Below are 26674 nucleotides of genomic sequence, written 5' to 3'. Positions count from 1 at the left end.
GTAGGCAGCCGGCCTGATGCCGGCCAACGCACCGCCATTCTTCAGCCACAAGTTTGCAGGGAAAAGACAATTTCGTTGCTGCGCTGCAGTGATACCCGCTTTTCAGCGTGCGGCTTTTGGGCGCTCCCCGACGCTGCCGGTGGCGACCTCCGGGTCGCAGATGGCCTTGCCACGTCCTTCTGCCTGGCAGCGATAGACACTGCCGGTGAGGCGATCGACCAGCCAGACGTTCTCGTCGGTCGGCCCTTCGAGCCCGACATAGCGGGAGGTCAGCCCGGTGATCAGTGTCGACAGCAGGATGGCCACCGCGATCATCGCCGCACCGATATAGATGGGCATTGCGTTCAGGGTCACTGTCCGATCCGGCGGGCCGCTGCGATGGAATTGATAGTCGCGCTGATAGTCACTTGGCCTCGGCACAGGACGGAACTCGGCTCCCCTCGCGTCAAATTATCGAATGATTGAAGTGTGTTAGGCGGACATCTGGACGAATTCTTGTTCGCGGGCGGGCGGTGAGGCGACGCCTTTGCGACGTTCGGGTTTCCCGGAACCCAGTACGGCCGGCTCGAAAGCAAAGTGCGAATGATTCGAACCGGAGCACAGTGACCTCGGCTCGCCGTTCGAATGTGACCAAGATCACATCAGAGCCGTTGAACCTGCCCTACGCTCGCAGCATCAAATCGCCATCAGGCGTAACAGCGAGGATACCACCATGACCCATTTCAATAAGTCTTTTGGACTGACGGCGATCACCCTGACAGCCGTCCTATCGATGACGGCCGGCCTTGCGCTGGCTGGCGACAACAACATCTCCGCCGGCCAGATCGTCGATGCGCTGAAGCCGAAGCCGGCGACCCGCGGCCTGTCCGTTGGCCCCCAGACCGACACGACCGTGCAGGCCAAGGAAGCGACCTTCCTGAACACCGTGCGCAACCGCTCGACCCGGTCGCTCTCGACAGGCGAGCGCGAGCAGATCGCCGAGCTCGCTGCCACCAAGCCGAAGATCGATCTGGAGATCCAGTTCGACTACAACTCGGCCGACATCGCCAAGACCTCGATGGCCTCGGTGCAGGCGCTCGGCAAGGCGCTGTCCGATCCGGCGCTGAAGGGCTCGACCTTCGTGGTCGCCGGCCACACCGACGCGACCGGTGGCGAAGCATACAATCAAGGTCTCTCCGAACGGCGCGCCGACACCATCAAGAAGTACCTGATGCAGAATTACGGCCTCAACGGCAACGATCTCGTCACCGTCGGCTACGGCGAGACGAAGCTGAAGGATGCCGCCAACGGCGCTGACGCCATGAACCGCCGGGTCCAGGTCGTGAACATGGACACCAAGACCGCAGCGAAATGATTCTCGGCTCCTGGAGTAAAACACGCCGCCTGCCGCAGCCCGGCGGGCGGCGAACTCATATCCAGCTTTGGAACAGCATCAGCCGGTTGAAGCCTCCCATCGAGGTGCCGACGAAGGCCGCGGAAATCGGCAGCATCACCGCAAAGCCGGCCGCCGCGACGCCGACATAAGCCCACAACAGCCAGCGCGGCAGACCCTCGCGGCGCAGCACATAGACCAGTGCCAGGGACGCCGCGGTCGCGGCCGGCAGATAGTAATAGATGAAGCCCAGCGTGCGCGGCAGCAACGCCCAGGCGAGCCAGGGACCGAAATAGAATGTGGCGATCAGGAATGCATCCCAGCGCCGCGCCACGATGAAATCGCGCAGCACCATGGCGAGTGCAGGCAGAGCCGGCCACAGCACGAGCGGATTGCCGAGGAAGACGATCGCGGCGATGTGGTCCTCCGCGGTCTTGTCGAACAGGAACCAGACCGGGCGCGCGAGCAGCGGCCAGGACGGCCATGCGCTCATATAGGTGTGGCCGGCGATGGCCGTCGTGGTGTTGTCGGCAAAGATCCGCCGCTGCGCCTCGATCAAGTCCGGGAGCGACAATCCGTAGAGCGGAACGAAGGCGGCAAGATAAGCCAATGCCGGCAGGACGACGAAGCAGAGCGCGACATGATGCAGCTTCAGGCCGGGCCAAAGCTCCGGCCGATACCAGTCGTCCGGCTTCGCGTCGGCGAACAGCGTGTGCCAGCCCTGCATCAGGCGGATCACCGCAACAATGACGATGCAGACGCCGAGCGGGAACAGGCCGCTCCATTTACACGCGGCCGCAAGGCCGAACAGGCTGCCCGCCACCGCGAACAGCGCTTGCGGCCGCTCTCTGCGAAACCCATGCATGAAGGCGGCGGTGGCGAGCAGGCCGAAGCCGAGCGCAAAGACATCGAGCATCGCGATGCGCGCCTGGACGTACAGCATCTGGTTGAAGGCTGCGATCAGCGCGGCGGCGATCGCCGGCCCCTGCGCGGCGAACAACGCGAGTCCGCACAGATAGATCGCGACGATCGCGAGCGCGCCGAACAAGGTCGCGGGATAACGCCATCCAAGCGCGTTGTCGCCGAACGTTGCGATCGATGCCGCGATCATCTCCTTGGCCAGCGGCGGATGCATCGGATTGAGCATCGGCTGCGACATCGCGGGCGTCAGCATCTGGCGCGCCGCCGGCACGTAATGCACCTCATCGAACACGAATTTTTCCGGCGTGACGACACCGATCAACAGCGCCAGATGCGCGATCAGGAAGATCGCGACAGCAATCACTGCACTCCGCGACACCTCAGGAACCGCAGGCAATTCGCGCATCTTTTGTGGGGCTGTCTTGCGTGGCAAATTGGCTTCACCGCGGAGAAAAATAAACTGCTTCCCGTCATTGAACGCATTCTGCCGCAACTGTCACTAAGCATGACGCAGGTCCTGCGCCGCTTGTGATAATTCCGCCACATCAGAAGCGCGCGCGATCCGGTACGATCAGGGACACATCGATCGGTTGCGAAATGAATTTGCGTTTTTGCCTTTTCTCCACACTGCTCACGGCCGCAATCTGTGCGGCATCCGGCGCCGAAGCGCAGACGCGCGTCGGCCAGGCTGTCGTCATTCAGAACGAAGTGGTGCGCGTCGCCGCGACCACGACGCCGATCAATGTCGGCGACAGCATGCTGCGCGACGAGACCGTGCGAACCGGCGCCGACAGCGCGGCGCGTTTCGTGATGGCCGACAGCACCAATCTATCACTGGGGCCGAGCGCCACGCTGAAGCTCGACCGCACCGTCTTCAACGACGAGCACAGCTATCGTGACGTCGCGATCCGCATGACCACCGGCGCCTTCCGCTTCGTCACCGGACGCTCCGACAAGGCCGCCTACAAGATCACGACACCGCTCGCCACCATCGGCGTGCGCGGCACCACGCTCGACATTCTCTCGCAGCGCGGGCGCTCCGTCGTTGTGCTTCAGGACGGCGCGGCCAGCGTTTGCACGAGGAGCGCCCAGTGCGTGCAACTCACCCAGCCCGGCGACACCGCCATCATCACCTCGACTGGCGGCAAGGTGAGCATCACCAAGAGCAACACGCCGCCCTGGACCTTCGCCGCCAATTGCGCCGCGAGCGCCGGGTTGTGCGCAGTCAACCAGTATGCCGGCGCCTCGCCGACCATCACGCCTGCCGTCGAGGACGACGCCATGCTGTGCGGGCGCTGACGATGGCGAAATTCACCGTTCGGCGCCTCATCCTTGCCGCTGCGCTGGCCGCATCTGCGGCGTTTGCGCTCGTCACGTTCGATGCCCGCCCGGCGGCTGCACAGGCCTCGGAGTGCGGGTCCGAGTGCGGTGAACCAGAGCCCACTCCGTCCCCAACCTATTCGCCGTCGCCGAATCCCTCGCCCACGCCGACCCCCTCCCCATCGCCCAGCCCCTATCCGTCGCCTTCACCGAGCCCGGCTCCGTCGCCGTCGCCGTCGGGACCGACGGGCGCGGATTCCAGCGGCAATTCGATCGGCGGCCTTGCCAATCAGCGCTTCAATCAGATGATCACCAACCGGGTGCTCGGCACCGTGCTGCTCGGCGTCAACGAGCAGATCAATTGCGGCGACTGCATCAGCGCGTTCGGCTCGGCCGGCTCGTTCTCGGCCGGCATCCACGGCCGCAAGCAGCTGACCAACAATCTGTCGCTGCTCGCCGGCATTGCCTACACACATTACAACGAGGGCGGCTACAAGATCACGAGCGCACCGATCGGCGCTTTCGCGCTGCGCTACGACTTCACCGACTGGGGCTCGTCGCGCCCGTTCTTCGACGTCGGCGCGATCCTGACGCCATGGGAGAAGGCGCGCTACACGCGCAGCTACGACACCAGCCTTGGGCCGGTGAGCGTGACGAGCTCGACCAACGCGTCCAACTACGCCGTTTACGGCCGCGCCGGCTGGATGAGCCGCCTCTCGCCGCGCGACGAGGTCGCGGCCTCGATCGAGGTCTGGCAGCTCTGGCAACGCGTCTCCGGCTATCGCGACAGCGCGGTGGCGTTCAATCCGTTCGACGCCAGCATCGCTGATGGCACCGACCGCACCAGCCTCGTCAAGATCGGCGGCCAGTGGACGCATCTGTTCGGCAGCAGCATCGAGACCAACATCAATGGCGGCTGGGTGCAGTCCTTCGCCAGCCACAGCGGCATCGTCGCCACAGTGACCGGCCAGGGCACGGTGGTGCCGACCATGGGTAACCAGGGCTGGTTCGAATATGGCGGCCGCCTCGGTTTCCGCGTGCAGAAGGGCTGGATCGTGGACCTCTTCGCCAACGGCACGCTGGGCCCGCAGCCGGTCGGCAACACGATCCACGGCGGCGTGGGGCTGCGGATCAATTATTAGCCGGCGAGAATCCCGCCTCACATTCCGCTGTCATGCCCCGGCTTGACCGGGGCATCCAGTACGCCGCGGCCATCGGTTTAATCACTGCCGTCTCGGAGTACTGGATCGCCCGGTCAAGCCGGGCGATGACAGTGAGTATGTGGCGAGAGCGACCTGCCCTCACGCCGCCGACTTGCCCTCGAACGCGCGCCGCAACACCTCGACATCCAGCTTGACCATCTTCATCATCGCGTGCATCGCGCGCGCGGCTGCGGCCTTGTCCGGGCTCGACAGGAACTCGAACATCACCTTTGGCACGATCTGCCAGGCCACGCCCCAGCGATCTCTCAGCCAGCCGCACTGCTCCGCCTTGCCGCCATGGGCGAGGAACGCGTTCCAGACACTGTCGACCTCTGCCTGGTCGTCGCAATGAATCATCAGCGAAATGGCGTGGGTGTATTCCATCTTCATGCCGCCATTGAGCGCGACCAGCTTCTGTCCGGCCACGGTGAACTCGACGACGAGCACGGAGCCTTCCTTGCCGGAGGGGCCGTCCGAAACGTTGCGCTGAACGTGTGTGATCGCCGAATTCGGGACCAGCGAGACGTAGAATTTTGCAGCGTCCTCGGCATCGCCGTTGAACCACATGCAGGGCACGAGCTTGGACATGGTGAATGCTCCTCTTGAGGTCTGCTGTTTCGGCTCAGGCGTTCGCCAGGTCGGGCTGCAGAGGGGCGGCTGAAAGGTCCATCCAGTTCACGCCCCACATGTGGCCGTCCGGATCCTCGAAGCTGCGGCCGTACATGAAGCCGTATTCGTCCTTCGGGCTGGGATCGGCAACGCCTCCTGCAGCCTCCGCCCTGCCAACGATCTCATCGACCTCGCTGCGGCTGTCCGCGGACAGGCAGAACAACGCTTGGTTCGAGGTCCTGGCGTCCGCGATCGGCTTCGGCGTGAACTGGCGGAATTTGTCGTGGGTCAGCAGCATGGCGAAGATGGTCTCGGAAAAGACCATGCAGCTCGCGGTCTCGTCGCTGAATTGCGGGTTCTTGACCGCGCCGACCGCCTCATAGAAGGCAGTCGCGCGCTTGAGGTCGGTCACCGGCAGGTTGACGAAGATCATCTTGGGCATCGGAAGCTCCTTGGCGGGGTTCTGGCCAAGGACGGATGGCCAGGCCGCCATCCGACATCACTTCCGACAAATTTTTCGGACCCCGACTGCGGGGCCCTGTCGCGCCGCTCTCCGCGCCCCTGAAGAGACTTACTTCTTCTCGTTGGGATCCCGGTGCACCGGGTCGATCCACAGCACGGTCTCGGGCTTCTCGACCGGCTCAATGTCGAGGTTGATGGCCACCGCCTCGCCGTCGCTGCGCACCAGCACGCATTCCAGCACCTCGTCGGGGCTGGCGTTGATCTCCTGGTGCGGCACGTAGGGCGGGACGAAAATGAAGTCGCCGGGGCCGGCTTCCGCGGTGAATTGCAGGCTCTCGCCCCAGCGCATGCGCGCCTTGCCCTTCACGACATAGATGACGCTTTCGAGATGGCCGTGGTGATGCGCGCCGGTCTTGGCATCCGGCTTGATGCTGACGGTGCCCGCCCACAATTTCTGGGCGCCGACGCGGGCGAAATTGATCGCGGCCGCACGGTCCATGCCCGCTGTCGACGGCACGTTGGTATCGAGCTGATTGCCGGGAATGACGCGCACGCCGTCATGTTTCCAGCGGTCATCATGATGATGACCATGGTCATGGTGGGAATGCGAATGGTCAGGGCCGGTCATGGGACTTGCTTTCTGTTGGTTCCGTGCGCGGCAAACTAACCCAAAGCCGCAGCCGCAAGCCATGCCAAAATCGGAACCCTCATAGCCGCCCAGCGTTGTCATTCCAAGCAAATCGAAAGGAGATTTTCATGGGCAGCACGACCGACAAGATCAAGGGCACCGCCAACGAGGCGATCGGCAAGGCCAAGCAGGGCGTCGGTGAAGCCACCGGATCCGATCGCATGAAAGGCGAGGGCGTGGTGCAGGAAGTGAAGGGCAAGGGCCAGCAGGCCATGGGCGATGCCAAGGACGCCGCGAAGGATGCGATGGATCGCGCCGCCGCTGCGGCTCGCCGCGCGGCGGAGTGACGCGCGTAAGATTGAAAGTGAAAAGACCGGCCCTAAGGCCGGTCTTTTTACTTGTATCGATTTCATCCGTCATGGCCGGGCTTGACCCGGCCATCCACGTCTAGACCGCACGGCACGAAGATCGTGGATGCCTGAGCCTTCGCCTCGCCGAAGCGGCTTCGGCCGCGCAGGCGGGACGAGCCCGGGCATGACGATGTAGAGACGTCAGTCACTTCACCGCGAGCAATTCCACGTCGAACATCAGCGTCGCGTTCGGCGGGATCACGCCGCCGGCACCGCGGGCGCCGTAGCCGAGCTGCGGCGGGATGATCAGCGTGCGCTTGCCGCCGACCTTCATCGAGGCGACGCCTTCGTCCCAGCCGGCGATGACACGGCCCTTGCCGATCGGGAATTCGAACGGCTCCTTGCGGTCGACGGAGCTGTCGAATTTCTTGCCCTTCTGGCCGTTCTCATAGAGCCAGCCAGTGTAGTGCATCACGCAGATCTGGCCGGGCTGCGGCGAGGCACCGGTGCCGACGGTGGAGTCGATGATCTGCAAGCCTGAAGCTGTGGTCATGGTCTTTCCTGCGGTCTGGGCCGAGGCCGTGGTGGAAACGAAATGCGACACGCTGGCGATCACGGTGATCGCGAGTGCCGACATCAGGGCGAGGAGCGCGCGCTGGAAACGCTGCATAAAACACCTTCCGTTTGAGGCGGGAGGTGTCTAACCCAAGGCGGTCGCCGTTTCCACCCCCTTTAGAGCTCGATATCTTCGAGCCGGACCGGCAGCTTGCGGATACGCTGTCCCGTGGCATGGTAGACCGCATTGCAGATCGCAGCATTGGTGCCGACATTGCCAAGCTCGCCGAGGCCTTTCACGCCGACGGGGTTGATGCGATCATCCTGCTCGGAGAGCAGAATGACCTCGACACCGGGCACATCGGCATTCACGGGCACGAGGTAATCGGCAAGATTGTCGTTGACGTAGCGCGCATTGCGCTCGTCGATCTCGGTGGCCTCGAGCAGCGCCGAGGACATGCCCCAGATCAGGCCACCCATGAGCTGGCTGCGCGCGGTGCGCGGATTCATGATCCTGCCTCCCGCGAACGCGCCGACCAGGCGGGGGCAGCGAATCTCGTGCGTGAAGCGGTTGATGCGGACCTCGACAAACTCGGCGCCGAACGCATAGGCGATCTGGTCCTTCATTTGATGGCCGCCGATCAGCCGGACCTGCCCGCTGTGCATGGCGCGGAAGGAGTCCATCGGCGCGCCCTCCGGCTTCCACTCGCCATATTCTTCGACCACGCCGACGCCGAGCGCATCGAACGCCTTCTCGATGTCGAGCGAGCGATCGCCCTTGGCGGCCTGGGTCGAGGGTGCCGGGCTGATGCCGACGGTCTCCTTGGCCTTGTCGGCAAGGCTGTCGCTGGGCATCAGCGCCTTGAATAGGCGCTGTCGGATCTGGTCGCACACCATCATCACGGCCGAGCAGGTGCTGGCAGTGGAATTGGAGCCGCCGGCAACCGGCGCGGGCGGCAGGTCGCTATCGCCCATGAAGACCGCGACCTTCTCCAATGGCACGCCGAGCCGCTCGGCAGCCGTCTGGGCGATGACGGTGTAGGCGCCGGTCCCGATCTCATGGCCGGCGATCTCGACGCGCGTGCGGCCGTCGCGCTGCAGGCGCACGCGCGCGGCGGACGGTCCCGCCAGCGTCGGATAGCACGTGGCGGCGCAGCCGTAGCCGATCAACCAGTCGCCATCCGACATCGATTTCGGCTGTGGCGAGCGCTGCGACCAGCCGAACGCCTTGGCGGCTTCGTCGAAGCACGCCATGAGCGGCCGCGACGTGTAGGGCTTGCCATCAATCGGATCCCTGGTGGCGTCGTTGATACGGCGAAGCTCCACCGGATCCATGTTCAGCTTCACGGCGAGCTCGTCCAGCGCGCTCTCCAGCGCGAACAGGTACGGCACCTCCGGGGGCGAGCGCATGAAGCCCGGCGTGTTGCGATCGGCACGCACGATCGAGACCAGGCTGTCCACGTTCGGGCAGGCATAGAGCCGCGTCGTGGTCTTGGTGCCGCCGACGCAATAGGCGTCGGGGCGCGAGGAGACTTCGGCCCCCTCATGCCTCAAGGCGATCAGCCTGCCGTCGCGGCTCGCACCAAGCTTGATCTCGTGACGGGTCTCGGCGCGATGAGTGGTAATGGTGAAGCCCTGGTCGCGGGTCGGGACCAGCTTAATCGGACGGTTCAGGCGCCTGGCCATGGCGGCGATGATGGCGGTGCGCGGCGTCATCGAACCTCGCGAGCCGAATCCGCCGCCGACATAGGGATTGACCACGCGCACCTTGTCGGCGTCGATGCCGAGCTGCTCTGCCACGCCGTTCTTCAGGCCATGGACATACTGGCTGCCCTCGTAGATGACGAGATTGTCGCCCATCCAGGTGCAGCTGGTCGTGAACAGCTCCAGCGGATTGTGATGCTGCGTCGGCGTCTCGTAGGAGGCGGTCAGCTTGACCTCGGCCGCGTCGAACGCCTTGGCGAAATCCCCGACCTTCGGGTCTTCCTTGAACTGCGAGTTTTGTCCTTTCGCGGCGGCTGTCGTCGTCCCCGGCGAATCGAAAGTCGCGCTGGGCGTAGCAGCGCTATAGCTGACCTTGACGCGGTTGGCCGCTTCGCGCGCGGCCTCGTAACTCTCCGCCACCACCACGGCGATGATCTGGCCGTCATGGGCGATCTCGGCCGATTTCAACGGCTGGATCGTGGTGCCGGCATAGCCGCCATTGCTGTACAGTTTCGACTCCTTCAGCTTCGGGGCGTTCTCGTGCGTGACGATGTCGATCACGCCCCGGACGCGCTTGGCATCGTCGAGGTCGAAGCGGTCGATCCGGCCCTTGGCGATGGCGCTGGTGACCAGGAATGCGTAGGCCGGATTGTCCAGCGGCATGTCCGAGGCATAGGTCGCCCGCCCCGTCACCTTGGCGGCCGCATCATAGCGCGGCACGGGCTGCCCCATATTCGTCCTCGGCCCGGGAGCTGCAGCGGTCATGGTCAGATCTCCATCGTTACGGCCTGCTGGAGCGCGCGTGCCACGACACGCTTGCCGAGCGCGATCTTGAAGCTGTTGTGCCGGCGCCCGCGGGCGTCTGCGAAAGCTGCATCGGCGACGCGCTGTGCCAGAGCTTCGTCGAACCTCTGTCCCTTCAACAGCGCCTCGGCCTCACGCGCCCGCCACGGTACGGTGGCGACGCCACCGAGCGCGACGCGCGCGTCGCGGATCGTGCCGTCTTGGACGTTGAGCGCGATCGCGGCTGACGACAGCGCGAATTCGTAGGATTGCCGGTCGCGGGCCTTCAAATACACGGAGCGTGGCCAGCGGCCGGAGATCGAGAACGCCGAGATCAGCTCGCCGGGCTGAAGCGCAGTCTCGATGTCGGGCGTGCTGCCTGGTGCCCTGTGAAGCTGCGCGAACGGCATGCTGCGCGTACCGGCCTTGCCGGTGATCTCGACCATGGCATCGAGCGCGATCAGCGCCTGCGCGAAATCGCCAGGATACGTCGCGATGCACTGATCGGAGGTCCCGAGCACCGCATGCATGCGGTTAACGCCGTCCATTGCGGCACAGCCGGAGCCTGGATTGCGCTTGTTGCAGTTCTCATAGGAGACATCGCGGAAGTAGTTGCAGCGCGTCCGCTGCATCACGTTGCCGCCGAGCGTTGCCATGTTGCGCAGCTGGGCGCTCGCGGCGAGCTTCAGCGAATCCGCGATCACGGGATAGCTGCGCTGGATCTCGGCGTGCGCGGCGACGTCGGACATCTTGGCGAGCGCGCCGAGGCGCAAGCCGTCGCCGCCTGGCGCGATCGAAGACCAGGCGGGGGCCAGCGGATTGATGTCGACGATCGCGGTGGGTCTCATCACGTCGAGCTTCATCAGATCGATCAGGGTGGTGCCGCCGGCAAGCGGCTGCGCCGCCGCCTTCGTCAGCGGATTGTTTGCAGCTGCGGCGACGCCGAGCGCGTGCACGGCCATGTCGGGGTCTGATGCCCTTTGATACGAAAACGGTCGCATGCGCCTAGCCTTTCATGATCTCGGGCGCGGCCTGCTTCACGGCAGCGACGATATTGGGATAGGCGGCACAGCGGCAGATGTTGCCGCTCATGTATTCGCGGATGTCGGCCTCGCTGCCGGCATGGCCCTCCTTCACGCACGCGATCGCCGACATGATCTGGCCGGGCGTGCAATAGCCGCACTGGAACGCATCGTTGTCGATGAAGGCCTGCTGCATCGGATGCAGGCGGTCGTCGGTGGCGAGGCCCTCGATGGTCGTGATCTCCTGCCCTTCGGCGGCGAGGGCCAGCGTCAGGCACGACACCACGCGGCGATCGTCGATCAGCACCGTGCAGGCGCCGCACTGGCCGTGGTCGCAGCCCTTCTTGCTGCCGGTGAGCTTGAGATGTTCGCGTAAGGCATCGAGCACCGTGGTGCGCGCATCGATGCTCAGGCGCTTGTCCTTGCCGTTGACGCGCAGCGTGACCTCGACGGGAAGCGACGGATCCTGCGCGGCCGGCGCCCGGGCATCCTCCGACGCCGCGCGCGCCGTGATCGGGATCAGCGCGCTGCCCGCCGCGCCGGTCATGAAGGCGCGCCGGTCGAATCCGGATGATCTGGAACCTGGTTTGTCGGGCATGGCAGGCCTCCGCCGCTGATCTGCAAAGCAGCGCACGCCTGCACCGCTCATCGCCCCTTAACCTGGAGCAATGGGCGCAGTTCCGGATGAGAGAAGGGCGGCGCAGCAAATGCCGCGCCGCCCTTCGTCAACTTTTCCTGATCTCGCGTGGGGAACTGCGCCGGCGATCAATAACCCAGCGCGCAGCCGTCCTTGCGCGGATCGGAGCCGCCGGTGAGCGTGCCCTTGTCCCAATCGATCCAGATCGCCTGGGCGCCGCCGAGCGGGCCGACCACGCTGGTCGTCTTGTGGCCGAGCTTCTTCAGGCCCTCGACGACGGCCGCCGGCACGCTGTCCTCGAGCTGATACTGGCCCTCGTAGTGCAGGCCCCGCGGCATGTCGATCGCCTCCTGCATGTCGCAGCCGTAGTCGAGAATGTTGGTCAGGAGATGAGTCTGGCCCGTCGGCTGGTACTGGCCGCCCATGACCGCGAACGACATCGTGGAACGGCCGCCCTTGGTGAGCAGGCCCGGCATGATCGTGTGCAGCGGGCGCTTGCCGCCTTCGATGCAATTGGGATGGCCCGGCTGGATTCGGAAGCCGCCGGCGCGGTTCTGGAACAGGACACCGGTCTTGTTCGAGACGATCGCCGAGCCGAAGGAATGCGCAACCGAATTGATGAACGAGCAGACGTTGCGGTCCTTGTCCACGACCGTGATGTAGATGGTCGAGGGATTCATCGGCGGCGCGACGTTCGGCAGGTCGAGCATGCCGTCCAGGCGGATCTTGCTGATGTACTCGTCGGCAAAGCCCTTCTCGAGCATCTCGGCGACGTTGATCTTCATGTGCTCGGGAGAGGCGACATGCATCTCGCGGTTCATGTAGGCGATGCGTGCCGCTTCCGCTTCGAGATGGAAGCGCTCGACGCTCACGGGCGCGTACTTGGTCAGATCGAACCGCGACAGGATGTTGAGCATCAACAGCGCGGTGACGCCCGGGCCGTTCGGCGGGCATTGCCAGACGTCATAGCCCTTGTACATGGTGCCGATCGGCGTGGTCACTTCGGTCGTGTGCGCGGCGAAATCGTCGAGCGTGTGCAGGCCCCCGATGCCCCTGAGGGTCTCGACCATGTCCTCCGCGATCTCGCCCTTGTAGAACGCGTCGCGGCCGTCCCTGGCGATCGCGCGCAGCGTCTTGCCGAGCTCGGCCTGGCGAATGACGTCGCCGGCGACCGGCGGCTGGCCGCCCGGCAACAAATAGCGCACGGTGTTGGTACCGTTCTTCAGCTTCTCGAACTGGTTCTTCCAATCGAAGGCAATGCGGGGCGCGACGACGTAGCCCTCCTCGGCCGCCTTGATCGCGGGCTGGAGCAGCCGGTCGAAGCCGAACGTGCCGTGATCGCGCAAGACGGTCGCGAAGGCATCGATCACGCCAGGGATCGAGACCGCATGCGCCGAGGTGAGCGGCACGGAATTGATCTTGCGTTCGAGATACCAGTCGGCATTCGCCGCCTTTGGCGCGCGGCCGGAGCCGTTATAGGCGACGATCTTGCCCTCGCCCCGCGGCTGGATCAGCGCAAAGCAATCACCGCCGATGCCGGTCGATTGCGGCTCGATCACGCCGAGCAGGGCCGAGCCGGCAACCGCCGCGTCCACCGCGGTGCCGCCCTCGCGCAGCACCTCGATCGCGGCGAGCGAGGCCTGCGGATGCGAGGTCGCCACCATCGCGTTGGTGGCGTGGACCGTGGACCTGCCGGGGAAATGGAAGTTTCTCATCGAATGTCTTGCTCTCTTGGCCGTCGGCGCGGTTGGCGCGCCATCTCGAAAACCGCGTCTACATGACACATTCCCGCCCCGCGGGGCAATGCTGGCATACCAGGAAAATGGCTGCCATCCGCTGGGCGTATGGACCTTTTGCAAGCTTTTGCGATGCGGGTTTTCCGGGCGCGGGCCGCCTGCTAAACGAGCGGCCATGACGTCCAGCAATACGCCTTACAAGGTCTGCGCCTTCTATCAATTCGTCGCCCTCCCGGATTACCGCGAGCTGCGCGAGCCGCTGCGCGCCTGCTGCGCCGGTCTTGGGCTGAAGGGCAGCGTGTTGCTGGCGCAGGAGGGCATCAACGGCACGGTCGCCGGCGCACCGGAGGCGATCGAGGCTTTCGCTCACGAGCTCGCACGCGGCGACATGTTCGGCGGCAGGCTCGACAATCTCGAATTGAAATTCTCCGCCGCGGAGGCGATGCCGTTTGGACGGCTGAAGGTGCGGCTGAAGAAGGAAATCGTCACGCTGGGCGATGCGGCCGCCGATCCGACGCGTCAGGTCGGCACCTATGTCGATCCGCACGAATGGAACGCGCTGATCGCAGCACCCGATACCCTCGTGCTCGACACCCGCAACGCCTTCGAGGTCGCGATGGGCACGTTCGAGGGCGCGCTCGATCCCGGCATCAAGAGCTTCGGCCAGTTCAAGGACTTTGCCGCCGAGCAGCTCGATCCGGCACGGCACCGCAGGATCGCGATGTTCTGCACCGGCGGCATCCGCTGCGAGAAGGCGAGCGCGCATCTGCTCGCACGCGGCTTTGCCGAGGTCTATCATCTCAAGGGCGGCATCCTGAGATATCTGGAAGACGTGCCGGAGGCGGAGAGCCGCTGGCGCGGCGAATGCTTCGTGTTCGACGAGCGCGTGGCGCTCGGCCACGGCTTGCGCGAGCGAAACAAGGACGTAACGCGTGACGAATGAGATCAAGACGCTGAGCGAGCGCATCGACACGCTGGAGACGCGCCTCGCCTATCAGGACGATACGATCGAGACGTTGAACCAGACCATCACCGCGCAGTGGAAGCAGATCGACAGGCTGACGCGGCAGATCACCGAGCTCAATGCTCGGCTGCAGGACGCCGAGGCAAATGCGCCAGGGCCTGCCAACGAGCCTCCGCCGCATTACTGAACGGTGTTACTGGCCGGACGCCTTGGGCAGCAGATCCATGACCTCGCCGGACATTGCCAGGCGGTTGCGGCCTGCGGCCTTGGCGGCATAGAGCGCCCGGTCGGCAGCTTCGACCAGCGCAGCGACCCCCGCGGTTCGTTCGAACGCCGGCCGGCAGGCTGCGCCGCCAAGCGAAGCGGTGACGCATCCAGCCGCCTCATTGCTGCCATGCGCGAGGCCGGCCTCGTGAATGGCGTTGCGGATCCGTTCGCCGATCCGGGCGCAGCCGGCGGCATCGATGTTCGGCAGCAGCATGGCGAATTCCTCACCGCCGTAACGCGCCGCCAGATCGCCGGCGCGCTGCGCTTCGGCCGCGATGATCTTGGCGATCAGGCGCAGGCAGGCATCGCCCGCGGGATGGCCATATTCGTCGTTGTAGGCCTTGAAGTGGTCGACATCGATCATCAGCAAAGCAAGGCTGGAGCGGTCGCGATAGGCACGCGCCCATTCCTCCTTCAGGCGCTCGTCGAAGCGGCGGCGATTGGCAAGGCCGGTGAGGCTGTCCTCGATCGCAAGCGTCTCGAGCCTGGTTTCCAGCCTCTTGTGCTCGGTGATGTCGCGGGAGATCGCGACCACGCCATCGACCTGGCCATTGTCCTTGCGCGTCACCCGCATGGTCGATTCGAGCCAGATCTCGCCGTTCTGCCGATGCGAGTTGCGGTAGGTGAGACGCGCCTCCTCCTTCTCACCGCGCTTCATGGCGTCGACGATCGCCTGGACCTCCGGCAGGTCCTCCGGCTTGATACCCGCGAGGGCCGGCGTGCCGATCAGTTGATTGGGACGCCAGCCGACGATGCGGACCGACGAGGGCGAGACATAACGCAGTCGCTCATCGAGGCCGATCCGCGTCACCATGTCGCTGGAGCCTTCGGCGAGCAGGCGGAAATGCGCCTCCGTCTCGGTCAGCGCGACAGCCATGCGCTGGCCGCGCTGCAACTGCCGCACCAGCACGCCGCCGATGACTGCGATCAGCATCACCAGCGCGAACACGTAGAGCATGCGGGAGATCGCCGCCGCGCGCCACGGCGCGAGCAGCTCGTCCTTGTCGACGGTGGCGAGCAGGAGGAGCGGGAACCGACCGCTGCGATTGAAGAAGCTGACGCGTTCGACACCGTCCAGCGACGAGGTGAAATGATGGGCGCCGCTCGGCCGTTGCAGGCTCGGCTCGCGGAACAACGGCTTGTCGGCGACGCTGCGCCCGACGAATGTCTCGTTGCTGGGATTGCGCGCGACGATCAGTCCGTCGCCATGCGCCAGTGACACGGAGCTGTTGCGGCCGATCTCGAACTGCTTGTAGAAGTGCGACAGATAGTTCGAGCTGATGGTCGCGAGCACCACGCCGCCGAAGCTGCCGTCCTGCTTGCTGAAGCGGCGTGACAGGGTGACGACCCATTCGCCGTCCAGCAGGCTCTTCACGGGACGGCCGACATGGGCCTCGCGCTTCGGCGAGAGCTGGTGATGTCGGAAGAAGGCATCGTCGCTGAAGGTCGTCCCGATCGTACCGGGTGAGGTCAGCCAGTTGCCCTGATCGTCGATGATGGCGAGGCTGTGAATGCGCGCGATCGCCTTCTTGCGCACATCCAGCAAGGTGCGCAGCTTCGCGATCGTGACCGGTGCGGTGCCGTCCATCTCCAACCGGCTGACCACGCCGACGACACCGGAATCCAGGAGATCGAGGCTGTCTTCGGCATGCTGGGTCAGCGAACGGGCCACGTTCGCCATCTCCATCTCGGCGGCCTTGAGCACCGCATCGCGTGCCGTCCATTCACGCCAACCGCTGACGCCGAGGATCGTCGCGCAGGTCAGCGCCACGAAGGCCGCCGCGCGCAGCGGCAGGCGGCTCCATCCGGCTCGTTGGGTAGCGCTCATGTGGCAGGGTTCTCCGATCGTTCGGAAACCTCTGCCGCTTCTGTTATTTAATTCTGAAATCGCTACCGGACTACGCGGCGGTTTCCGCCCTTTCCAGTAGTCTTACGGACGCGGTGATCGATGCATCGCTAACAAGACATTAGCAGGCTGATCGGAATCCGGCGCCCGCCGCCGCTAGCTGAAGATGGCCTTGACCTTGGCCCAGAGCGAAGGATGCTCGGCATCGGCGTCGGCCTTCGAGGGCGTCGGCTGCGCCACGCTCACGGGATCGGACGCTGGGAACGTGTCCCTCAGCCCGTCGTCGAGCTTGGACTGCCGATCGGCAGCGAGCGCCTCGCGCAGGTCTTCGGCGTGCTTGTCGTGCGGCGCGGGATTGAATGTCTCAGCCATGATCTCCTCCATTGGCTGGTCAACGCGGCCCGATCATCCAGGTTCCCCTGTTCCGCTGCGGGCCGCGGCGGTGTATCAGGAGGCACAACCTGCTTCAGGACCATTCGTGCCCCAGTCTTCGACGAAACCCTTCATCGACGTCCTCTCCGGCCAGCACCAAGCTGTCCCGCCCATGTGGATGATGCGCCAGGCCGGGCGCTACCTGCCGGAATATCGCGAGGTGCGCGCCAAGGCGGGCGGCTTCCTCGACCTCTGCTTCAACCCGGAGCTTGCCGCCGAGGTGACGCTGCAGCCGATCCGAAGGTTCGGTTTCGATGCGGCGATCATCTTCTCCGACATCCTGGTGATCCCCTATGCGCTCGGACGTTCGGTGCGGTTCGAGGTCGGCGAGGGCCCGCGGCTCGATCCGCTGGACGATCCGGCCAAGGTGGCGACGCTGGCGACGCGCGCCGACTTCGGCAAGCTCGAGCCGGTGTTCGACGCGTTGAAGATCGTGCGCGGCGCGCTCGATCCCAGGACCGCGCTGATCGGCTTCTGCGGCGCACCGTGGACGGTGGCGACCTACATGGTCGCAGGCCACGGCACGCCGGACCAGGCGCCGGCCCGGATGATGGCCTACCGCCATCCGGAAGCTTTTTCGCAGATCATCGACGTCCTGGTCGAGAACTCTATTCAGTATCTGCTGGCACAGCTCGACGCCGGGGCCGACGCGTTGCAGATCTTCGACACCTGGGCCGGCGTGCTGCCGCCGACCGAGTTCGCGCGCTGGTCGGTCGAGCCGACGCGGCGCATCGTCGAGGGCGTAAGGGCCAAGGTGCCGGACGCGAAAATCATCGGCTTCCCGCGCGGCGCCGGCGCGCAGCTCCCCGGTTACGTCGAGGCGACCGGCGTCAACGCCGTCAGCATCGACTGGACCGCGGAGCCGGCCTTCATCCGCGAGCGGGTGCAGAGCAAGGTCGCGGTGCAGGGCAATCTCGATCCACTGGTGCTGATCACGGGCGGCGCCGCGCTCGATGGCGCGGTCAACAACGTGCTGGCCAATTTTGCTGCCGGGCGGCTGATCTTCAACCTCGGCCACGGCATCCAGCCGGAAACGCCGATCGCCCATGTCGAGCAGATGATCAGGCGCGTGCGCGGCTGATTTGTTTCGCCGCTTCGGGCGCGGCAAAACAAGAGTCGAAAAACAACCCCATGCACAGTAGCCAAGTCATTGAAAAGCTTGGACTGGCGTGACTCCCCCGTGCGTTTTGACTTGTCGGGCAAAACAGGTGCAAAATGACATCATCAGAGATCGTGATTTCGGCATGCTTACCGCGGCCGGCTGCGCTCGATGATCTCCGCCGCACCCTTCTTCAGCAGGTCCAATCCCACCGCGCGGCCGAGCTCGCGCGGACGGTTGGCCGGCCCCGTATGCGAGGCTTCGATGATGGTGTTGCCGGAGAGATCGAGCACCGAGGCGGTGAGCGACATCCGATCGCCCGTGATGGTCGAGAAGCCCGCCACCGGTGAATTGCAATGGCCGTTGAGCACCCACAGCACCTCGCGCTCGGCGTCGGCGGAGGCGTGCGCAGCGGCGTCGTCGATCGACGACAGGATCTGTCGCGTCTGCCAATCCTGCGCGGCGCATTCGACCGCGACGATGCCCTGCCCTGCCGCGGGCAACATCTCCACTGCTGTGAATTCGTAGGCGATGCGATGGGACAGGCCGACGCGATCGAGGCCCGAGCGCGCCATGATCAGCGCATCCGCGGGCCCCACAGCGCCGCCATCCGGCAGGCGCTGTTTCTCGCCATTGTCGAGCTTGCGCACACGCGTGTCGGCGGCGCCGCGGAAGTGAATCACCTCGACATCAGGGAACAGCCGCCGCGCATAGGCTGCACGGCGCACCGCGTTGGTGCCGATCTTGAAACCCTTGCCGCGGGACTGCCGCAGCGCCTCCAGCGTCACACCCTCGCGCAGCACCAGCGCATCACCAGGCGGATCGCGCGACAGCGTGGCACCGATGACGAGGCCGGGCGTGTCCTCGTTGCCCGGCATGTCCTTTAACGAATGCATCGCCGCCTGGAGCTCACCCGACAGCACGGCGGCGCGGATCTGCGCCACGAAGGCGCCGCCTTTGCCGCCATGCGGCAGCAGCTTGCTGGTCTGGTCGAGATCGCCCGTGGTATCGAATTTGACGATCTCGACGTCGAGACCGGGCACGGCGGCGGTCAGGCGGCGCGCAATCTCTTCCGTCTGTGCCAGCGCCATGGCGCTCTTGCGTGTGCCGATCTTCAGTCGCGTAGCCAAGTCCGGATCCTTTCAAAGCGCGAAACTAACGCGCATCCTCCAATATCATGTCGGAGGCCTTTTCGGCGATCATGATGATCGGCGCATTGGTGTTCCCTGACACCAGATCGGGCATGATCGAGCCGTCGACGACGCGAAGGCCGTCGAGCCCCCTCACCTTCAGCCGCTGATCGACCACCGCGAGCGCGTCATTGCCCATACGACAGGTCGAGGTCGGATGATAGATGGTGCTGCCGCGTTCGCGGCAATAATCCAGGATCTCGGCATCCGAAGATACTTTCGCGCCGGGGTCGTACTCGCTGACCACGAACGGTTTCAGCGCCGGAGCGTTCAGGATCTTGCGCAAGATCTTGATGCCCTCGACGTTGGTGGTGCGATCGGTCTCGGTCGACATGTAGTTGATGCGGATTTCCGGCGGCACGGCCGGGTCGGCACTCTTGATGCGGAGGGAACCGCGACTTTCAGGTCGGAGCTGGCAAACCGAAGCGGTGAAGCCGGAGAAATCGTGCAGCTTCTCGCCCATCTTGTCGGTCGAGAACGGCAGGAAATGAACCTGGATGTCGGGCGAGGCGAGGCGCGGACTGGTCTTGAAGAAGGCGCCCGCCGTGCCGGCTGCGATCGTCAGCCATCCCTTGCGAAACAGCGCATAGCGTGCGCCGGCCATGGTGCGGCGAAGCGGATGATTGATGGTGTCGTTGAGCGTGATCTTCTGCGAGCAGCGCATGACGATGCGGACCTGCATGTGATCCTGCAGATCATGCCCCACGCCGGCAGCATCGAGCACCACCTCGATGCCATGCTTGCGCAGGAGATCGCCGGGCCCGACGCCGGAGAGCTGAAGCAGCTGCGGCGAGTTGTAGGCGCCGCTCGACACGACGACTTCCCGCCGCGCGCGGGCGCGGCGCAAGGTGGCGCCTTGCCGGTATTCGACGCCTGCGGCTCGGCGCCCTTCGAACAGGATGCGCTGAGCGTGGGCGGAGGTCTCGATCTTCAGATTGCTGCGCGCCTTCGCGGGACCGAGATAGGCCACCGACGTCGAGGCGCGCCGGCCGTTGCGCGTCGTGGTCTGAAACAGGCCGACGCCTTCTTGGGTCGCGCCGTTGAAATCAGGATTGTAGGGCAGACCGCTCTCGACGGCAGCGTCGATGAAGGCCTTCGACAGCGGATCGGTCACGATCATGTTGGACACCGGCAGCGGCCCGCCCGTGCCGTGATACTGGTCGGCGCCGCGCGACTGGTTCTCGGCCTTCTTGAAATAGGGCAGCACGTCGTCATAGCCCCAGCCGGTGTTGCCGAGCTGGCGCCAGCGGTCGTAGTCCTCGTGCTGGCCGCGGACATAGAGCAGGCCGTTGATCGAGCTCGATCCGCCCAGCGTCTTGCCGCGCGGCTGGAACACCTGGCGACCCTTCAGCTCCGGCTCCGGCTCGGTCTGGTACATCCAGTTGACGCTCTTCTCCTTGAACAGCTTGCCGTAGCCGAGCGGGACGTGGATCCAGATGTTGGAATCCTTCGGGCCGGCCTCGAGCAGCAGCACGCTGTGCTTGCCGTTCGCCGAGAGCCTGTTGGCGAGCACGCAGCCGGCGGAGCCGGCGCCGACGATGATGTAGTCGAATTCGGGATCGGTGGGTGCGAGAGAGGAAGTTGCGTTCATGCGCTACTGTTCTTCTTGTTGGCGTGGGCGTTTCCGGTTCGTCACTACCACAATCATGCGGGCAGACGCAGCGCTTCCACCAGCGACTTGAACGCACGGGCATATTCCGCGCCCGCCCTTGCGATGTCAGCGCGACCAGCGCAGGCGACTGCGGCTTCCGTCACCGCGCCGAGCAGGAGGCGCGCCAGCGGCTCGACCGGCTGACGCGCGATCAGGCCGACCTCCATCGCGGCGGAGAGCGCGCGCGGCATCTTGCCGCCAAAGTGCTGCGCGTCGATCTCGCGCCAGCGCTCCCAGCCGAGCACGGCGGGGCCGTCACGCAGAATGATCTGGCCGGTCGGCCCCTTCGCGGTCGCGGCAAAGTAATGCTGGGTGCCGGCGACCATGGCGGCGAGCACGTCCTTCTCGGCGCGTGCCGTGCGGTCGATCTCGGCAACGAGGTCGCGCGACACCTGGTCGAACACAGCCTCAAACACCGCCTCCTTGGTCTTGAAGTGATGATAGACCGCGCCTTTGGCCACCGAAGCGCCTTCGGCAATGTCGTCCATAGTGGTCGCGGCAAAGCCTTGCGTCCCGAACAGGCGCCGCGCCGCCGTCAGGATCGCCTCCGATGTCGCCGCCCGCCGCTCCGCCTGTTTGGCCATAAGCTCTCGTCTAGTCGAATTCGCGAGAGCCGGCCAGTTGACTTTTCGACTATCGGTCGGTAATTACCGACTATCAGTCGGTTTTAAATTGTGAGGTCACCATGCCGAGCCGTGAGATCGTGGAAGCCTTTGCGAAGCGGCTGGAGGATGGCGACTTCGTCGGCGCGATCCTCGACTACTACACCGCTGATACCGCGACCTATGAGAATCTCGCCGCGCCGGTGGTCGGGCGCGACAAGCTCGCGGATAAGGAGCGCGGCGTGCTGGCGGCGTTCAAGGAGGTCACTGCCGTGCGCCTCGGCCCGAGCCTGATCGATGGCGACGTCGTCGCCAGCCGCTGGAAGTTCTCCTTCACCGACGCCGAGGGCGCGACGCGGACGCTGGAGGAGATCGCATGGCAGACCTGGCGAGGCAATGAGATCATCGAGGAGCGCTTCTTCTACGATCCGAAGCAACTCGGACGCTGAGCAGGAATGCCCTATCGATACAGCACGACCACGGCCAAGCCGACGAGAGGCGCAAGAAACTGAACGGCCGGCCACCGAGAGCCATCGATCGACCACCGTCCGTAGAAGACGGTGCCGCCGCGTTGGGATGGCGATGCCGGTTGATCCCGAAATGTCTTCCACCGCGCCTCGGCAGGCCCGAGAAAATCTTCCGCTTTGACCGCCATGTCAGCGCTGCTCAGCACCACCTGGATCGCCTCGCCTTTCGGCTGGAACATGGCCTCGGCCCCGGGTGGCGAGAAGAAGCTGCGCTTCGGGGCGATATGCTGCTCATAGAAGTTTTGACCGACCGTGACGGCCGCAGCGTATGGACTGACATACGGCACCCCCGAGATGCCGGGAACGACCAGATGGCCGACCCCGCGCACCTCCTGCCAGGGAATGAAGAGACCCTTGAGCCATGGCCTGTGAAAGTGGATGCCCGCGGAAGACATGGAGACGACCGCCCGGTCCGAATAGAAGTGCCGGTAGGATGAGAACGCGATCCATCCCAATCCCAGGTAAAGCATCATCCAGCCCAAAACATTCAGCGACGGGTTCACGAGATGGCTCCAATTGAGGCTGCCCACCGCGCCGACATAGCTGGAGCGACCGCTTGGTCCGCCGACCAACACGCTGATCACGCCGATCACGCCGGAGACGATGATCAGGACAAGGACACCGATCAACAATTCAAGCAGCAAGGGCAGGCCGGACCGTCCGATCAGGCTCGTCAGTGCATAGCCTGCGAATGCCAGCCCTAGCAGAGTCAAATAGACCGTGGCCAAAACGGCTCCATTCTGGCCACGGCTCTCGGCGTGAAGCGCGACCGCCAGGCCGGCGACACAAGCCCACATCGCCCAGGGGACCCGGTCCATCCGCCACTTGTCCATCGTGTATTCGACCGTTGCCGACACGTCGGCTGAAGGCTCGCTCATGCACAGGCCCTCGGAATTTCGAACGCATCCGGTGCCGACGCGGCACACGGTGGCCTGCCGGTCCACGAAACGTATCACGCGATCGAGGGGGCGTCTCGATCCGCTGACGAGAAGAAAACATCAGCGCAGATTCCGGTGTTGAGGTCCGGATAGGAGGCTGATGATCCCCGGAGCTTGGCCTTGTCATTTAATGACTGATCGGTCTATATATTGGCATGAGGCAAAATACTGCAACGCCGATGCCCCGTGGCCGGCCGCGAAGTTTCGACGTGGACGCTGCCGTCGAACGCGCGATGGATGTGTTCTGGTCGCGCGGCTATCACGCCACGGCGCTGCCCGATCTCCTTCGCGCGACCAGGCTGTCGCGGGGCAGTCTCTACGCCGCTTTCGGCGACAAGCATTCGCTCTTCTTGCGCGCGCTCGATCGCTACATCGCGGATGCCTTGGCGCGGATGGATGTCGAATTCGATCCCCGGAACGATCCGGTCGACGGCCTGCGGGCCTACCTGGCCGGCTACGTCGAGCGCACCAGCGGAAGCAACGGCCGGCGCGGATGTCTCCTGGTGGCCACGGCCATGGAATTAGCTGGCGGAGATGCCGACGTCGGTCGACGCGTTGCGGGCTTCTTCAAGGCGATGGAGGCCAAAGTGACCGATGCACTGTCCCGCGCGAAAGCGGCGGGCAGGTTGGCCGATGGTGTTGAGCCCGCAACGGCCGCCCGGGTTCTCGTCTGTTTCGTTGAAGGGCTGCGCGTGGTCGGCAAGACGGCACCGGCACGGACCACATCGCAAGCGGCCGTCGACGCTCTCATCGGTCGTTTCGTCAGGTAAGCAACCCCGTGACGCCTCCGCTGATGGTGCGCCCATATTTGGACTGATCGGTCTTTAAAAAGGACATCCGCCATGTCTGCCATCCAGATCGTCTGCGCGATCGCCGTTCCCCTGATCTGGGGTTATCAGTTCGTGGCCATCAAAGTGGGCGTTGCGGAGTTTCCACCGCTCTTCTTCCTCGCACTGCGCTTTCTGGCCATTGCGCTGCTGCTTGTTCCGTTCGTGGACAGGCCCACGCGTCAACAGCTCGGCCCTGTCGCAGCTATTTCGCTCTTCCTTGGTGGACTGAATTTCGGGCTCTTCTACGTTGGCCTCGGGCTCGGCTCGGGAAGCATATCGGCCGTCGCATACCAACTCGCCACGCCCTTCACGGTTCTGTTGGCCTGGCCGCTGCTGGCGGAGAGACCGTCACTTGCCACCTGCGCCGGAGTGATGCTTGCATTCGTCGGCGTGACCGTGCTGGCGGCGGAGCCGGGCCAGTCCACCAACCCGCTTCCGCTGCTGCTTGTAGTCGGAGCAGCTTTCGCCTTCGCGGTGTCCAACGTCTTGACGAAGCGTTATGGCCCCTTCGATCCCTTGATGTTGATGGGGTGGTCCTCGCTGCTCACGGTACCGCAGGTCATGTTGATGTCGCTGCTCCTTGAACATGGACAAGCGGCGAGCCTTGTGACGGCGGGCGAACTTGGCTGGCTGGCGCTCGCCTACACGATCTTCGCCGGGGGAATTGTCGGGTTTGGCCTCTGGTTCTGGCTGATCGCCCGTTGCTCGATGGTGCGCGTCGCGCCCTTCGGTCTGCTACTTCCGGTGTTTGCCTTGCTTTCGAGCGTACTGTTTCTCGGCGACCGGCTTACGCCCAAGCTGATCGTCGGCGGACTGCTCGCGATCTCCGGGGTCGCCATCACCCAGCTGAGACCGCGCCCCCGCCCCGTTTGATGTCCGGCCTGTCGGGCATTTGTATCGATTTGTTATCGATACTGCGTGAAGAGCACGCAGTAGTGGTCGCGGCCGGCGCGGCAAGCGGGGATAATTCATAGTTCGTCAAAGGTTTACGGCGAATTCTCCGGATCGAGCCGAAAAGAACGGCCCGTGCTGCTAGGCTATTGAATGCGGACTCAAACGACCAGCTATGTCGCACGGCTGTTCGCCGGCGATCTGTCGGCCTTTGGCGGTCCCGCAACGGACGAGGCCGTGGCCGGGCATATCCGCGCCGAGCAGATGTCGCTGGTGCTCGGCTATTCGGTCGGCATCATGCTGGCCAATGCCTGCAACGCCATCGTGCTCGCCATCGCGCTGTGGCAGTCGCCGGACAGGATGCCCGCCCTGATCTGGGCGGCGGCTGTCGCCGCCGCCGCGATCGGATTTGGCCTGCAATCCCACGTCGCGCGCCGCATCACCAAGCCGCAATTCGTCTCGCGTCGCGCGATGTACCGGCTGGTGCGCAACGCCTTCATCCTCGGCGCCGCCTGGGGCATCGTCCCGGTCGCCTTCTTCGCCGACGCTTCCAGCGGCGGCCAGCTCGTCATTACCTGCCTGTGCGCGGGCATGCTGGCCGGCGGCGCGCTCGCCTTCGCCACCATTCCGATCGCGGCGATCGCCTTCACGGCGCCGATCTTCCTCGGCATCGCCATCTGCCTCGGCCAGAACGGCGATCTCGCCTTTCTCCTCATCGCCTTTCTCGTCGTGGTCTACGGCAGCGTCCTTTTGCGCGGCGTGTTCATCAATTCGTTCTCGTTCGCCCGGCGCATGATGCGGCAGATCGAGGCCGAGCGCACGGTGCGGCTCGATCCCCTGACCCACCTGCCCAACCGCGTCGCCTTCAACGAAACGCTCGATGCCGCGCTCAAGCGGCTGGCGCTATCGGGCGAGGAATTCGCGGTGCTCCTGCTCGATCTCGACCGCTTCAAGGAGGTCAACGACCAGTTCGGCCATCCCGCCGGCGACGAATTCCTGGTCCAGGTCGCCAGCCGCCTGCAACGCTGCACGCGCGCCGCCGAGCACGTCGCGCGGATCGGCGGCGACGAGTTCGCGCTGGTGATGGCCAATCTGACACGGCCCGAGGATGCGCTCGAGATCGCCGAACGCTTCGTCGCGGCCTTCAGCGAGCCGTTCCAGATCGAGGGTCGCCAGATCGTCGGCGCGACGAGCGTCGGCATCGTGCTGGCGCCACGCGACGGCAACACACCGCTCGACCTCATGAAGAATGCCGACGCCGCGCTCTACCGCGCCAAGAAGGCGGGGCCGGGCACAGTCTGCTTCTTCGAACAGGCCGACGACAAATCGTCCCGCGAGCGCAAGGCGCTGCAAGCGGACCTCGCAGGCGCGATTGCGCGCAACGAGCTGTTCCTGGTGTTCCAGCCGTTCCTCGATCTCGGCACCAACCGGATCACCGGCTTCGAGGCGCTATTGCGCTGGCAGCATCCTTCGCGCGGGCTGGTTCCGCCGAGTGAATTCATACCAGTCGCCGAAGAGACCGGGCTGATCCACGAGATCGGCGAATGGGTCATCCGCCGCGCCTGCGCGACGCTGGCGAATTGGCCCGAAGACATCAGGGTTGCCGTGAATTTCTCGGCCGCGCAATTTCACAACACGGCCATCCTCCAGACCATCGTGCAGGCGCTCGCCGAGGCCAGGATCGCCCCGCATCGGCTCGAGATCGAGATCACGGAATCGATGCTGCTGGCGAAATACGGTTCGGCCGCGACGGTCCTGAACGCGCTGCTGGAGCTCGGCGTCACCCTCGCGCTCGACGATTTCGGCACCGGCTTCTCCTCGCTGACTTACCTGCGCAAGCTGCCGTTCAGCCGCATCAAGATCGACCAGTCCTTCATCCGAGACATGCTGGTGCAGCCGGACTGCGCGGCCATCGTGAAATCGGTGATCTCGCTTGCGCGCGATTTGCGGATCGGCGTCGTGGCGGAGGGGGTCGAGTCCGCCGACCAGCTCGAATATCTCAGGCAGATCAGTTGCGACGAGGTGCAGGGCTATCTGATCAGCCGGCCGGTGGCCGCGGACAGGGTGATGGCGCTGCTGGAGACGAAGAAGTACCGGGCGATTTACGCGGCGTAGGGCTCTACCGATTGGTCCTTC

27 protein-coding genes are annotated in these 26674 nt (G+C 64.8%); 11 read left to right on the top strand and 16 right to left on the bottom strand.

Going from position 1 to position 26674, the window contains the following annotated elements; translation table 11 throughout:
• Positions 1-102: 102 nt before the first annotated feature.
• Positions 103-339 (bottom strand): hypothetical protein, encoded by a 237-nt coding sequence (locus tag ACTEK7_RS27845; RefSeq protein WP_225148779.1) that lies wholly within the window; start codon positions 337-339, stop codon positions 103-105.
• 373 nt (positions 340-712) lie between these two features.
• On the opposite strand from ACTEK7_RS27845, the gene ACTEK7_RS27840 reads away from it, so the two are divergent.
• On the top strand, positions 713-1354 hold the full coding sequence (locus ACTEK7_RS27840) for an OmpA family protein (protein WP_225115083.1): 642 nt from the start codon (positions 713-715) through the stop codon (positions 1352-1354).
• Positions 1355-1409: 55 nt separating this feature from the next.
• On the opposite strand, the gene ACTEK7_RS27835 is transcribed toward ACTEK7_RS27840, so the two are convergent.
• Positions 1410-2699, bottom strand: coding sequence for a phospholipid carrier-dependent glycosyltransferase (locus ACTEK7_RS27835; RefSeq protein WP_225148778.1), 1290 nt, complete (start codon positions 2697-2699; stop codon positions 1410-1412).
• A gap of 191 nt (positions 2700-2890) precedes the next feature.
• Between ACTEK7_RS27835 and ACTEK7_RS27830 the strand changes: the two genes are divergently transcribed.
• The gene (locus ACTEK7_RS27830) at positions 2891-3592 is read left to right on the top strand and encodes a FecR family protein (protein WP_192893324.1); all 702 of its coding nucleotides are present in this window, start codon (positions 2891-2893) and stop codon (positions 3590-3592) included.
• Between the two features lie 2 nt (positions 3593-3594).
• Positions 3595-4755: a hypothetical protein gene (locus ACTEK7_RS27825; RefSeq protein WP_225186858.1), complete on the top strand. Its 1161-nt coding sequence runs from the start codon at positions 3595-3597 to the stop codon at positions 4753-4755.
• A gap of 159 nt (positions 4756-4914) precedes the next feature.
• Here ACTEK7_RS27825 and ACTEK7_RS27820 read toward each other — a convergent pair whose 3' ends face one another.
• The 3 genes from ACTEK7_RS27820 to ACTEK7_RS27810 all read right to left on the bottom strand — a co-directional run bounded on the left by ACTEK7_RS27820 (position 4915) and on the right by ACTEK7_RS27810 (position 6514).
• Positions 4915-5403 (bottom strand): VOC family protein, encoded by a 489-nt coding sequence (locus tag ACTEK7_RS27820; protein WP_225112442.1) that lies wholly within the window; start codon positions 5401-5403, stop codon positions 4915-4917.
• A gap of 34 nt (positions 5404-5437) precedes the next feature.
• Positions 5438-5866: a VOC family protein gene (locus ACTEK7_RS27815; protein WP_225147055.1), complete on the bottom strand. Its 429-nt coding sequence runs from the start codon at positions 5864-5866 to the stop codon at positions 5438-5440.
• A 129-nt stretch (positions 5867-5995) separates the two neighbouring features.
• Positions 5996-6514, bottom strand: coding sequence for a cupin domain-containing protein (locus ACTEK7_RS27810; protein WP_036024770.1), 519 nt, complete (start codon positions 6512-6514; stop codon positions 5996-5998).
• A gap of 128 nt (positions 6515-6642) precedes the next feature.
• Here ACTEK7_RS27810 and ACTEK7_RS27805 point away from each other — a divergent pair, with 128 nt between their 5' ends.
• Entirely contained in the window at positions 6643-6861 is a 219-nt protein-coding gene (locus ACTEK7_RS27805) for a CsbD family protein (RefSeq protein ID WP_036013900.1), read from the top strand.
• A gap of 208 nt (positions 6862-7069) precedes the next feature.
• On the opposite strand, the gene ACTEK7_RS27800 is transcribed toward ACTEK7_RS27805, so the two are convergent.
• The 5 genes from ACTEK7_RS27800 to ggt form a co-directional block, all read right to left on the bottom strand.
• Positions 7070-7534 carry an FKBP-type peptidyl-prolyl cis-trans isomerase gene (locus ACTEK7_RS27800; RefSeq protein ID WP_036013901.1) on the bottom strand — a complete coding sequence of 155 codons (465 nt, stop codon included), beginning with the start codon at positions 7532-7534 and terminating at the stop codon, positions 7070-7072.
• Between the two features lie 62 nt (positions 7535-7596).
• Positions 7597-9888: a xanthine dehydrogenase family protein molybdopterin-binding subunit gene (locus ACTEK7_RS27795; protein ID WP_225147054.1), complete on the bottom strand. Its 2292-nt coding sequence runs from the start codon at positions 9886-9888 to the stop codon at positions 7597-7599.
• Between the two features lie 2 nt (positions 9889-9890).
• On the bottom strand, positions 9891-10907 hold the full coding sequence (locus tag ACTEK7_RS27790; protein WP_225147053.1) for an FAD binding domain-containing protein: 1017 nt from the start codon (positions 10905-10907) through the stop codon (positions 9891-9893).
• A gap of 4 nt (positions 10908-10911) precedes the next feature.
• On the bottom strand, positions 10912-11526 hold the full coding sequence (locus ACTEK7_RS27785; protein ID WP_036013925.1) for a (2Fe-2S)-binding protein: 615 nt from the start codon (positions 11524-11526) through the stop codon (positions 10912-10914).
• A gap of 167 nt (positions 11527-11693) precedes the next feature.
• Positions 11694-13280: a gamma-glutamyltransferase gene (gene ggt / locus ACTEK7_RS27780; RefSeq protein ID WP_225147052.1), complete on the bottom strand. Its 1587-nt coding sequence runs from the start codon at positions 13278-13280 to the stop codon at positions 11694-11696.
• A gap of 196 nt (positions 13281-13476) precedes the next feature.
• On the opposite strand from ggt, the gene trhO reads away from it, so the two are divergent.
• Together trhO and ACTEK7_RS27770 are read left to right on the top strand one after the other, a co-directional pair.
• Entirely contained in the window at positions 13477-14244 is a 768-nt protein-coding gene (gene trhO / locus ACTEK7_RS27775) for an oxygen-dependent tRNA uridine(34) hydroxylase TrhO (RefSeq protein WP_225147051.1), read from the top strand.
• Complete coding sequence (locus tag ACTEK7_RS27770; protein WP_036024763.1) at positions 14234-14452, top strand: SlyX family protein; 219 nt, start codon at positions 14234-14236, stop codon at positions 14450-14452. The genes trhO and ACTEK7_RS27770 overlap by 11 nt, the downstream gene beginning before the upstream one ends.
• A gap of 6 nt (positions 14453-14458) precedes the next feature.
• On the opposite strand, the gene ACTEK7_RS27765 is transcribed toward ACTEK7_RS27770, so the two are convergent.
• The gene (locus tag ACTEK7_RS27765) at positions 14459-16360 is read right to left on the bottom strand and encodes a diguanylate cyclase (protein ID WP_225147050.1); all 1902 of its coding nucleotides are present in this window, start codon (positions 16358-16360) and stop codon (positions 14459-14461) included.
• 174 nt (positions 16361-16534) lie between these two features.
• A complete protein-coding gene (locus ACTEK7_RS27760; RefSeq protein ID WP_036013926.1) occupies positions 16535-16750 on the bottom strand; it encodes a hypothetical protein in 216 nt (71 codons plus the stop codon).
• Between the two features lie 106 nt (positions 16751-16856).
• On the opposite strand from ACTEK7_RS27760, the gene hemE reads away from it, so the two are divergent.
• On the top strand, positions 16857-17891 hold the full coding sequence (gene hemE, locus ACTEK7_RS27755) for a uroporphyrinogen decarboxylase (protein ID WP_225147049.1): 1035 nt from the start codon (positions 16857-16859) through the stop codon (positions 17889-17891).
• 167 nt (positions 17892-18058) lie between these two features.
• Here hemE and hemC read toward each other — a convergent pair whose 3' ends face one another.
• From hemC to ACTEK7_RS27740, 3 genes are read right to left on the bottom strand one after another with little or no spacing between them, the layout of a single operon-like run.
• Positions 18059-19039 carry a hydroxymethylbilane synthase gene (hemC, locus tag ACTEK7_RS27750; RefSeq protein WP_225147048.1) on the bottom strand — a complete coding sequence of 327 codons (981 nt, stop codon included), beginning with the start codon at positions 19037-19039 and terminating at the stop codon, positions 18059-18061.
• A gap of 25 nt (positions 19040-19064) precedes the next feature.
• On the bottom strand, positions 19065-20690 hold the full coding sequence (locus ACTEK7_RS27745) for a GMC family oxidoreductase (protein ID WP_225147047.1): 1626 nt from the start codon (positions 20688-20690) through the stop codon (positions 19065-19067).
• 53 nt (positions 20691-20743) lie between these two features.
• Positions 20744-21334 carry a TetR/AcrR family transcriptional regulator gene (locus ACTEK7_RS27740; protein WP_225147046.1) on the bottom strand — a complete coding sequence of 197 codons (591 nt, stop codon included), beginning with the start codon at positions 21332-21334 and terminating at the stop codon, positions 20744-20746.
• Positions 21335-21435: 101 nt separating this feature from the next.
• Between ACTEK7_RS27740 and ACTEK7_RS27735 the strand changes: the two genes are divergently transcribed.
• Positions 21436-21801, top strand: a complete 366-nt coding sequence (locus ACTEK7_RS27735) for a nuclear transport factor 2 family protein (RefSeq protein ID WP_036013913.1) — start codon at positions 21436-21438, stop codon at positions 21799-21801.
• Between the two features lie 11 nt (positions 21802-21812).
• Here the strand turns inward: ACTEK7_RS27735 and ACTEK7_RS27730 are convergent, their stop codons facing one another.
• On the bottom strand, positions 21813-22823 hold the full coding sequence (locus ACTEK7_RS27730) for a hypothetical protein (protein ID WP_225147045.1): 1011 nt from the start codon (positions 22821-22823) through the stop codon (positions 21813-21815).
• Between the two features lie 203 nt (positions 22824-23026).
• On the opposite strand from ACTEK7_RS27730, the gene ACTEK7_RS27725 reads away from it, so the two are divergent.
• From ACTEK7_RS27725 to ACTEK7_RS27715, 3 genes are all read left to right on the top strand, one after another.
• On the top strand, positions 23027-23587 hold the full coding sequence (locus ACTEK7_RS27725; RefSeq protein ID WP_463671658.1) for a TetR/AcrR family transcriptional regulator: 561 nt from the start codon (positions 23027-23029) through the stop codon (positions 23585-23587).
• A gap of 72 nt (positions 23588-23659) precedes the next feature.
• Positions 23660-24520, top strand: coding sequence for a DMT family transporter (locus tag ACTEK7_RS27720; protein ID WP_036013915.1), 861 nt, complete (start codon positions 23660-23662; stop codon positions 24518-24520).
• A 171-nt stretch (positions 24521-24691) separates the two neighbouring features.
• Positions 24692-26653, top strand: coding sequence for a putative bifunctional diguanylate cyclase/phosphodiesterase (locus ACTEK7_RS27715; RefSeq protein ID WP_225147044.1), 1962 nt, complete (start codon positions 24692-24694; stop codon positions 26651-26653).
• Positions 26654-26674: the final 21 nt, after the last annotated feature.

It is taken from the genome of Bradyrhizobium sp. JHI2711, assembly GCF_056156565.1.
This window is presented reverse-complemented; position numbering and strand designations above follow the sequence as displayed.

What these genes read in the sequence shown, in the direction of transcription:
- ACTEK7_RS27845 (WP_225148779.1), bottom strand. Translation starts at nt 339, where the DNA reads ATGCCCATCTATATCGGTGCGGCGATGATCGCGGTGGCCATCCTGCTG.
- ACTEK7_RS27840 (WP_225115083.1), top strand. Translation starts at nt 713, where the DNA reads ATGACCCATTTCAATAAGTCTTTTGGACTGACGGCGATCACCCTGACA.
- ACTEK7_RS27835 (WP_225148778.1), bottom strand. Translation starts at nt 2,699, where the DNA reads ATGCGCGAATTGCCTGCGGTTCCTGAGGTGTCGCGGAGTGCAGTGATT.
- ACTEK7_RS27830 (WP_192893324.1), top strand. Translation starts at nt 2,891, where the DNA reads ATGAATTTGCGTTTTTGCCTTTTCTCCACACTGCTCACGGCCGCAATC.
- ACTEK7_RS27825 (WP_225186858.1), top strand. Translation starts at nt 3,595, where the DNA reads ATGGCGAAATTCACCGTTCGGCGCCTCATCCTTGCCGCTGCGCTGGCC.
- ACTEK7_RS27820 (WP_225112442.1), bottom strand. Translation starts at nt 5,403, where the DNA reads ATGTCCAAGCTCGTGCCCTGCATGTGGTTCAACGGCGATGCCGAGGAC.
- ACTEK7_RS27815 (WP_225147055.1), bottom strand. Translation starts at nt 5,866, where the DNA reads ATGCCCAAGATGATCTTCGTCAACCTGCCGGTGACCGACCTCAAGCGC.
- ACTEK7_RS27810 (WP_036024770.1), bottom strand. Translation starts at nt 6,514, where the DNA reads ATGACCGGCCCTGACCATTCGCATTCCCACCATGACCATGGTCATCAT.
- ACTEK7_RS27805 (WP_036013900.1), top strand. Translation starts at nt 6,643, where the DNA reads ATGGGCAGCACGACCGACAAGATCAAGGGCACCGCCAACGAGGCGATC.
- ACTEK7_RS27800 (WP_036013901.1), bottom strand. Translation starts at nt 7,534, where the DNA reads ATGCAGCGTTTCCAGCGCGCGCTCCTCGCCCTGATGTCGGCACTCGCG.
- ACTEK7_RS27795 (WP_225147054.1), bottom strand. Translation starts at nt 9,888, where the DNA reads ATGACCGCTGCAGCTCCCGGGCCGAGGACGAATATGGGGCAGCCCGTG.
- ACTEK7_RS27790 (WP_225147053.1), bottom strand. Translation starts at nt 10,907, where the DNA reads ATGCGACCGTTTTCGTATCAAAGGGCATCAGACCCCGACATGGCCGTG.
- ACTEK7_RS27785 (WP_036013925.1), bottom strand. Translation starts at nt 11,526, where the DNA reads ATGCCCGACAAACCAGGTTCCAGATCATCCGGATTCGACCGGCGCGCC.
- ggt (WP_225147052.1), bottom strand. Translation starts at nt 13,280, where the DNA reads ATGAGAAACTTCCATTTCCCCGGCAGGTCCACGGTCCACGCCACCAAC.
- trhO (WP_225147051.1), top strand. Translation starts at nt 13,477, where the DNA reads ATGACGTCCAGCAATACGCCTTACAAGGTCTGCGCCTTCTATCAATTC.
- ACTEK7_RS27765 (WP_225147050.1), bottom strand. Translation starts at nt 16,360, where the DNA reads ATGAGCGCTACCCAACGAGCCGGATGGAGCCGCCTGCCGCTGCGCGCG.
- ACTEK7_RS27760 (WP_036013926.1), bottom strand. Translation starts at nt 16,750, where the DNA reads ATGGCTGAGACATTCAATCCCGCGCCGCACGACAAGCACGCCGAAGAC.
- ACTEK7_RS27745 (WP_225147047.1), bottom strand. Translation starts at nt 20,690, where the DNA reads ATGAACGCAACTTCCTCTCTCGCACCCACCGATCCCGAATTCGACTAC.
- ACTEK7_RS27740 (WP_225147046.1), bottom strand. Translation starts at nt 21,334, where the DNA reads ATGGCCAAACAGGCGGAGCGGCGGGCGGCGACATCGGAGGCGATCCTG.
- ACTEK7_RS27735 (WP_036013913.1), top strand. Translation starts at nt 21,436, where the DNA reads ATGCCGAGCCGTGAGATCGTGGAAGCCTTTGCGAAGCGGCTGGAGGAT.
- ACTEK7_RS27720 (WP_036013915.1), top strand. Translation starts at nt 23,660, where the DNA reads ATGTCTGCCATCCAGATCGTCTGCGCGATCGCCGTTCCCCTGATCTGG.
- ACTEK7_RS27715 (WP_225147044.1), top strand. Translation starts at nt 24,692, where the DNA reads ATGCGGACTCAAACGACCAGCTATGTCGCACGGCTGTTCGCCGGCGAT.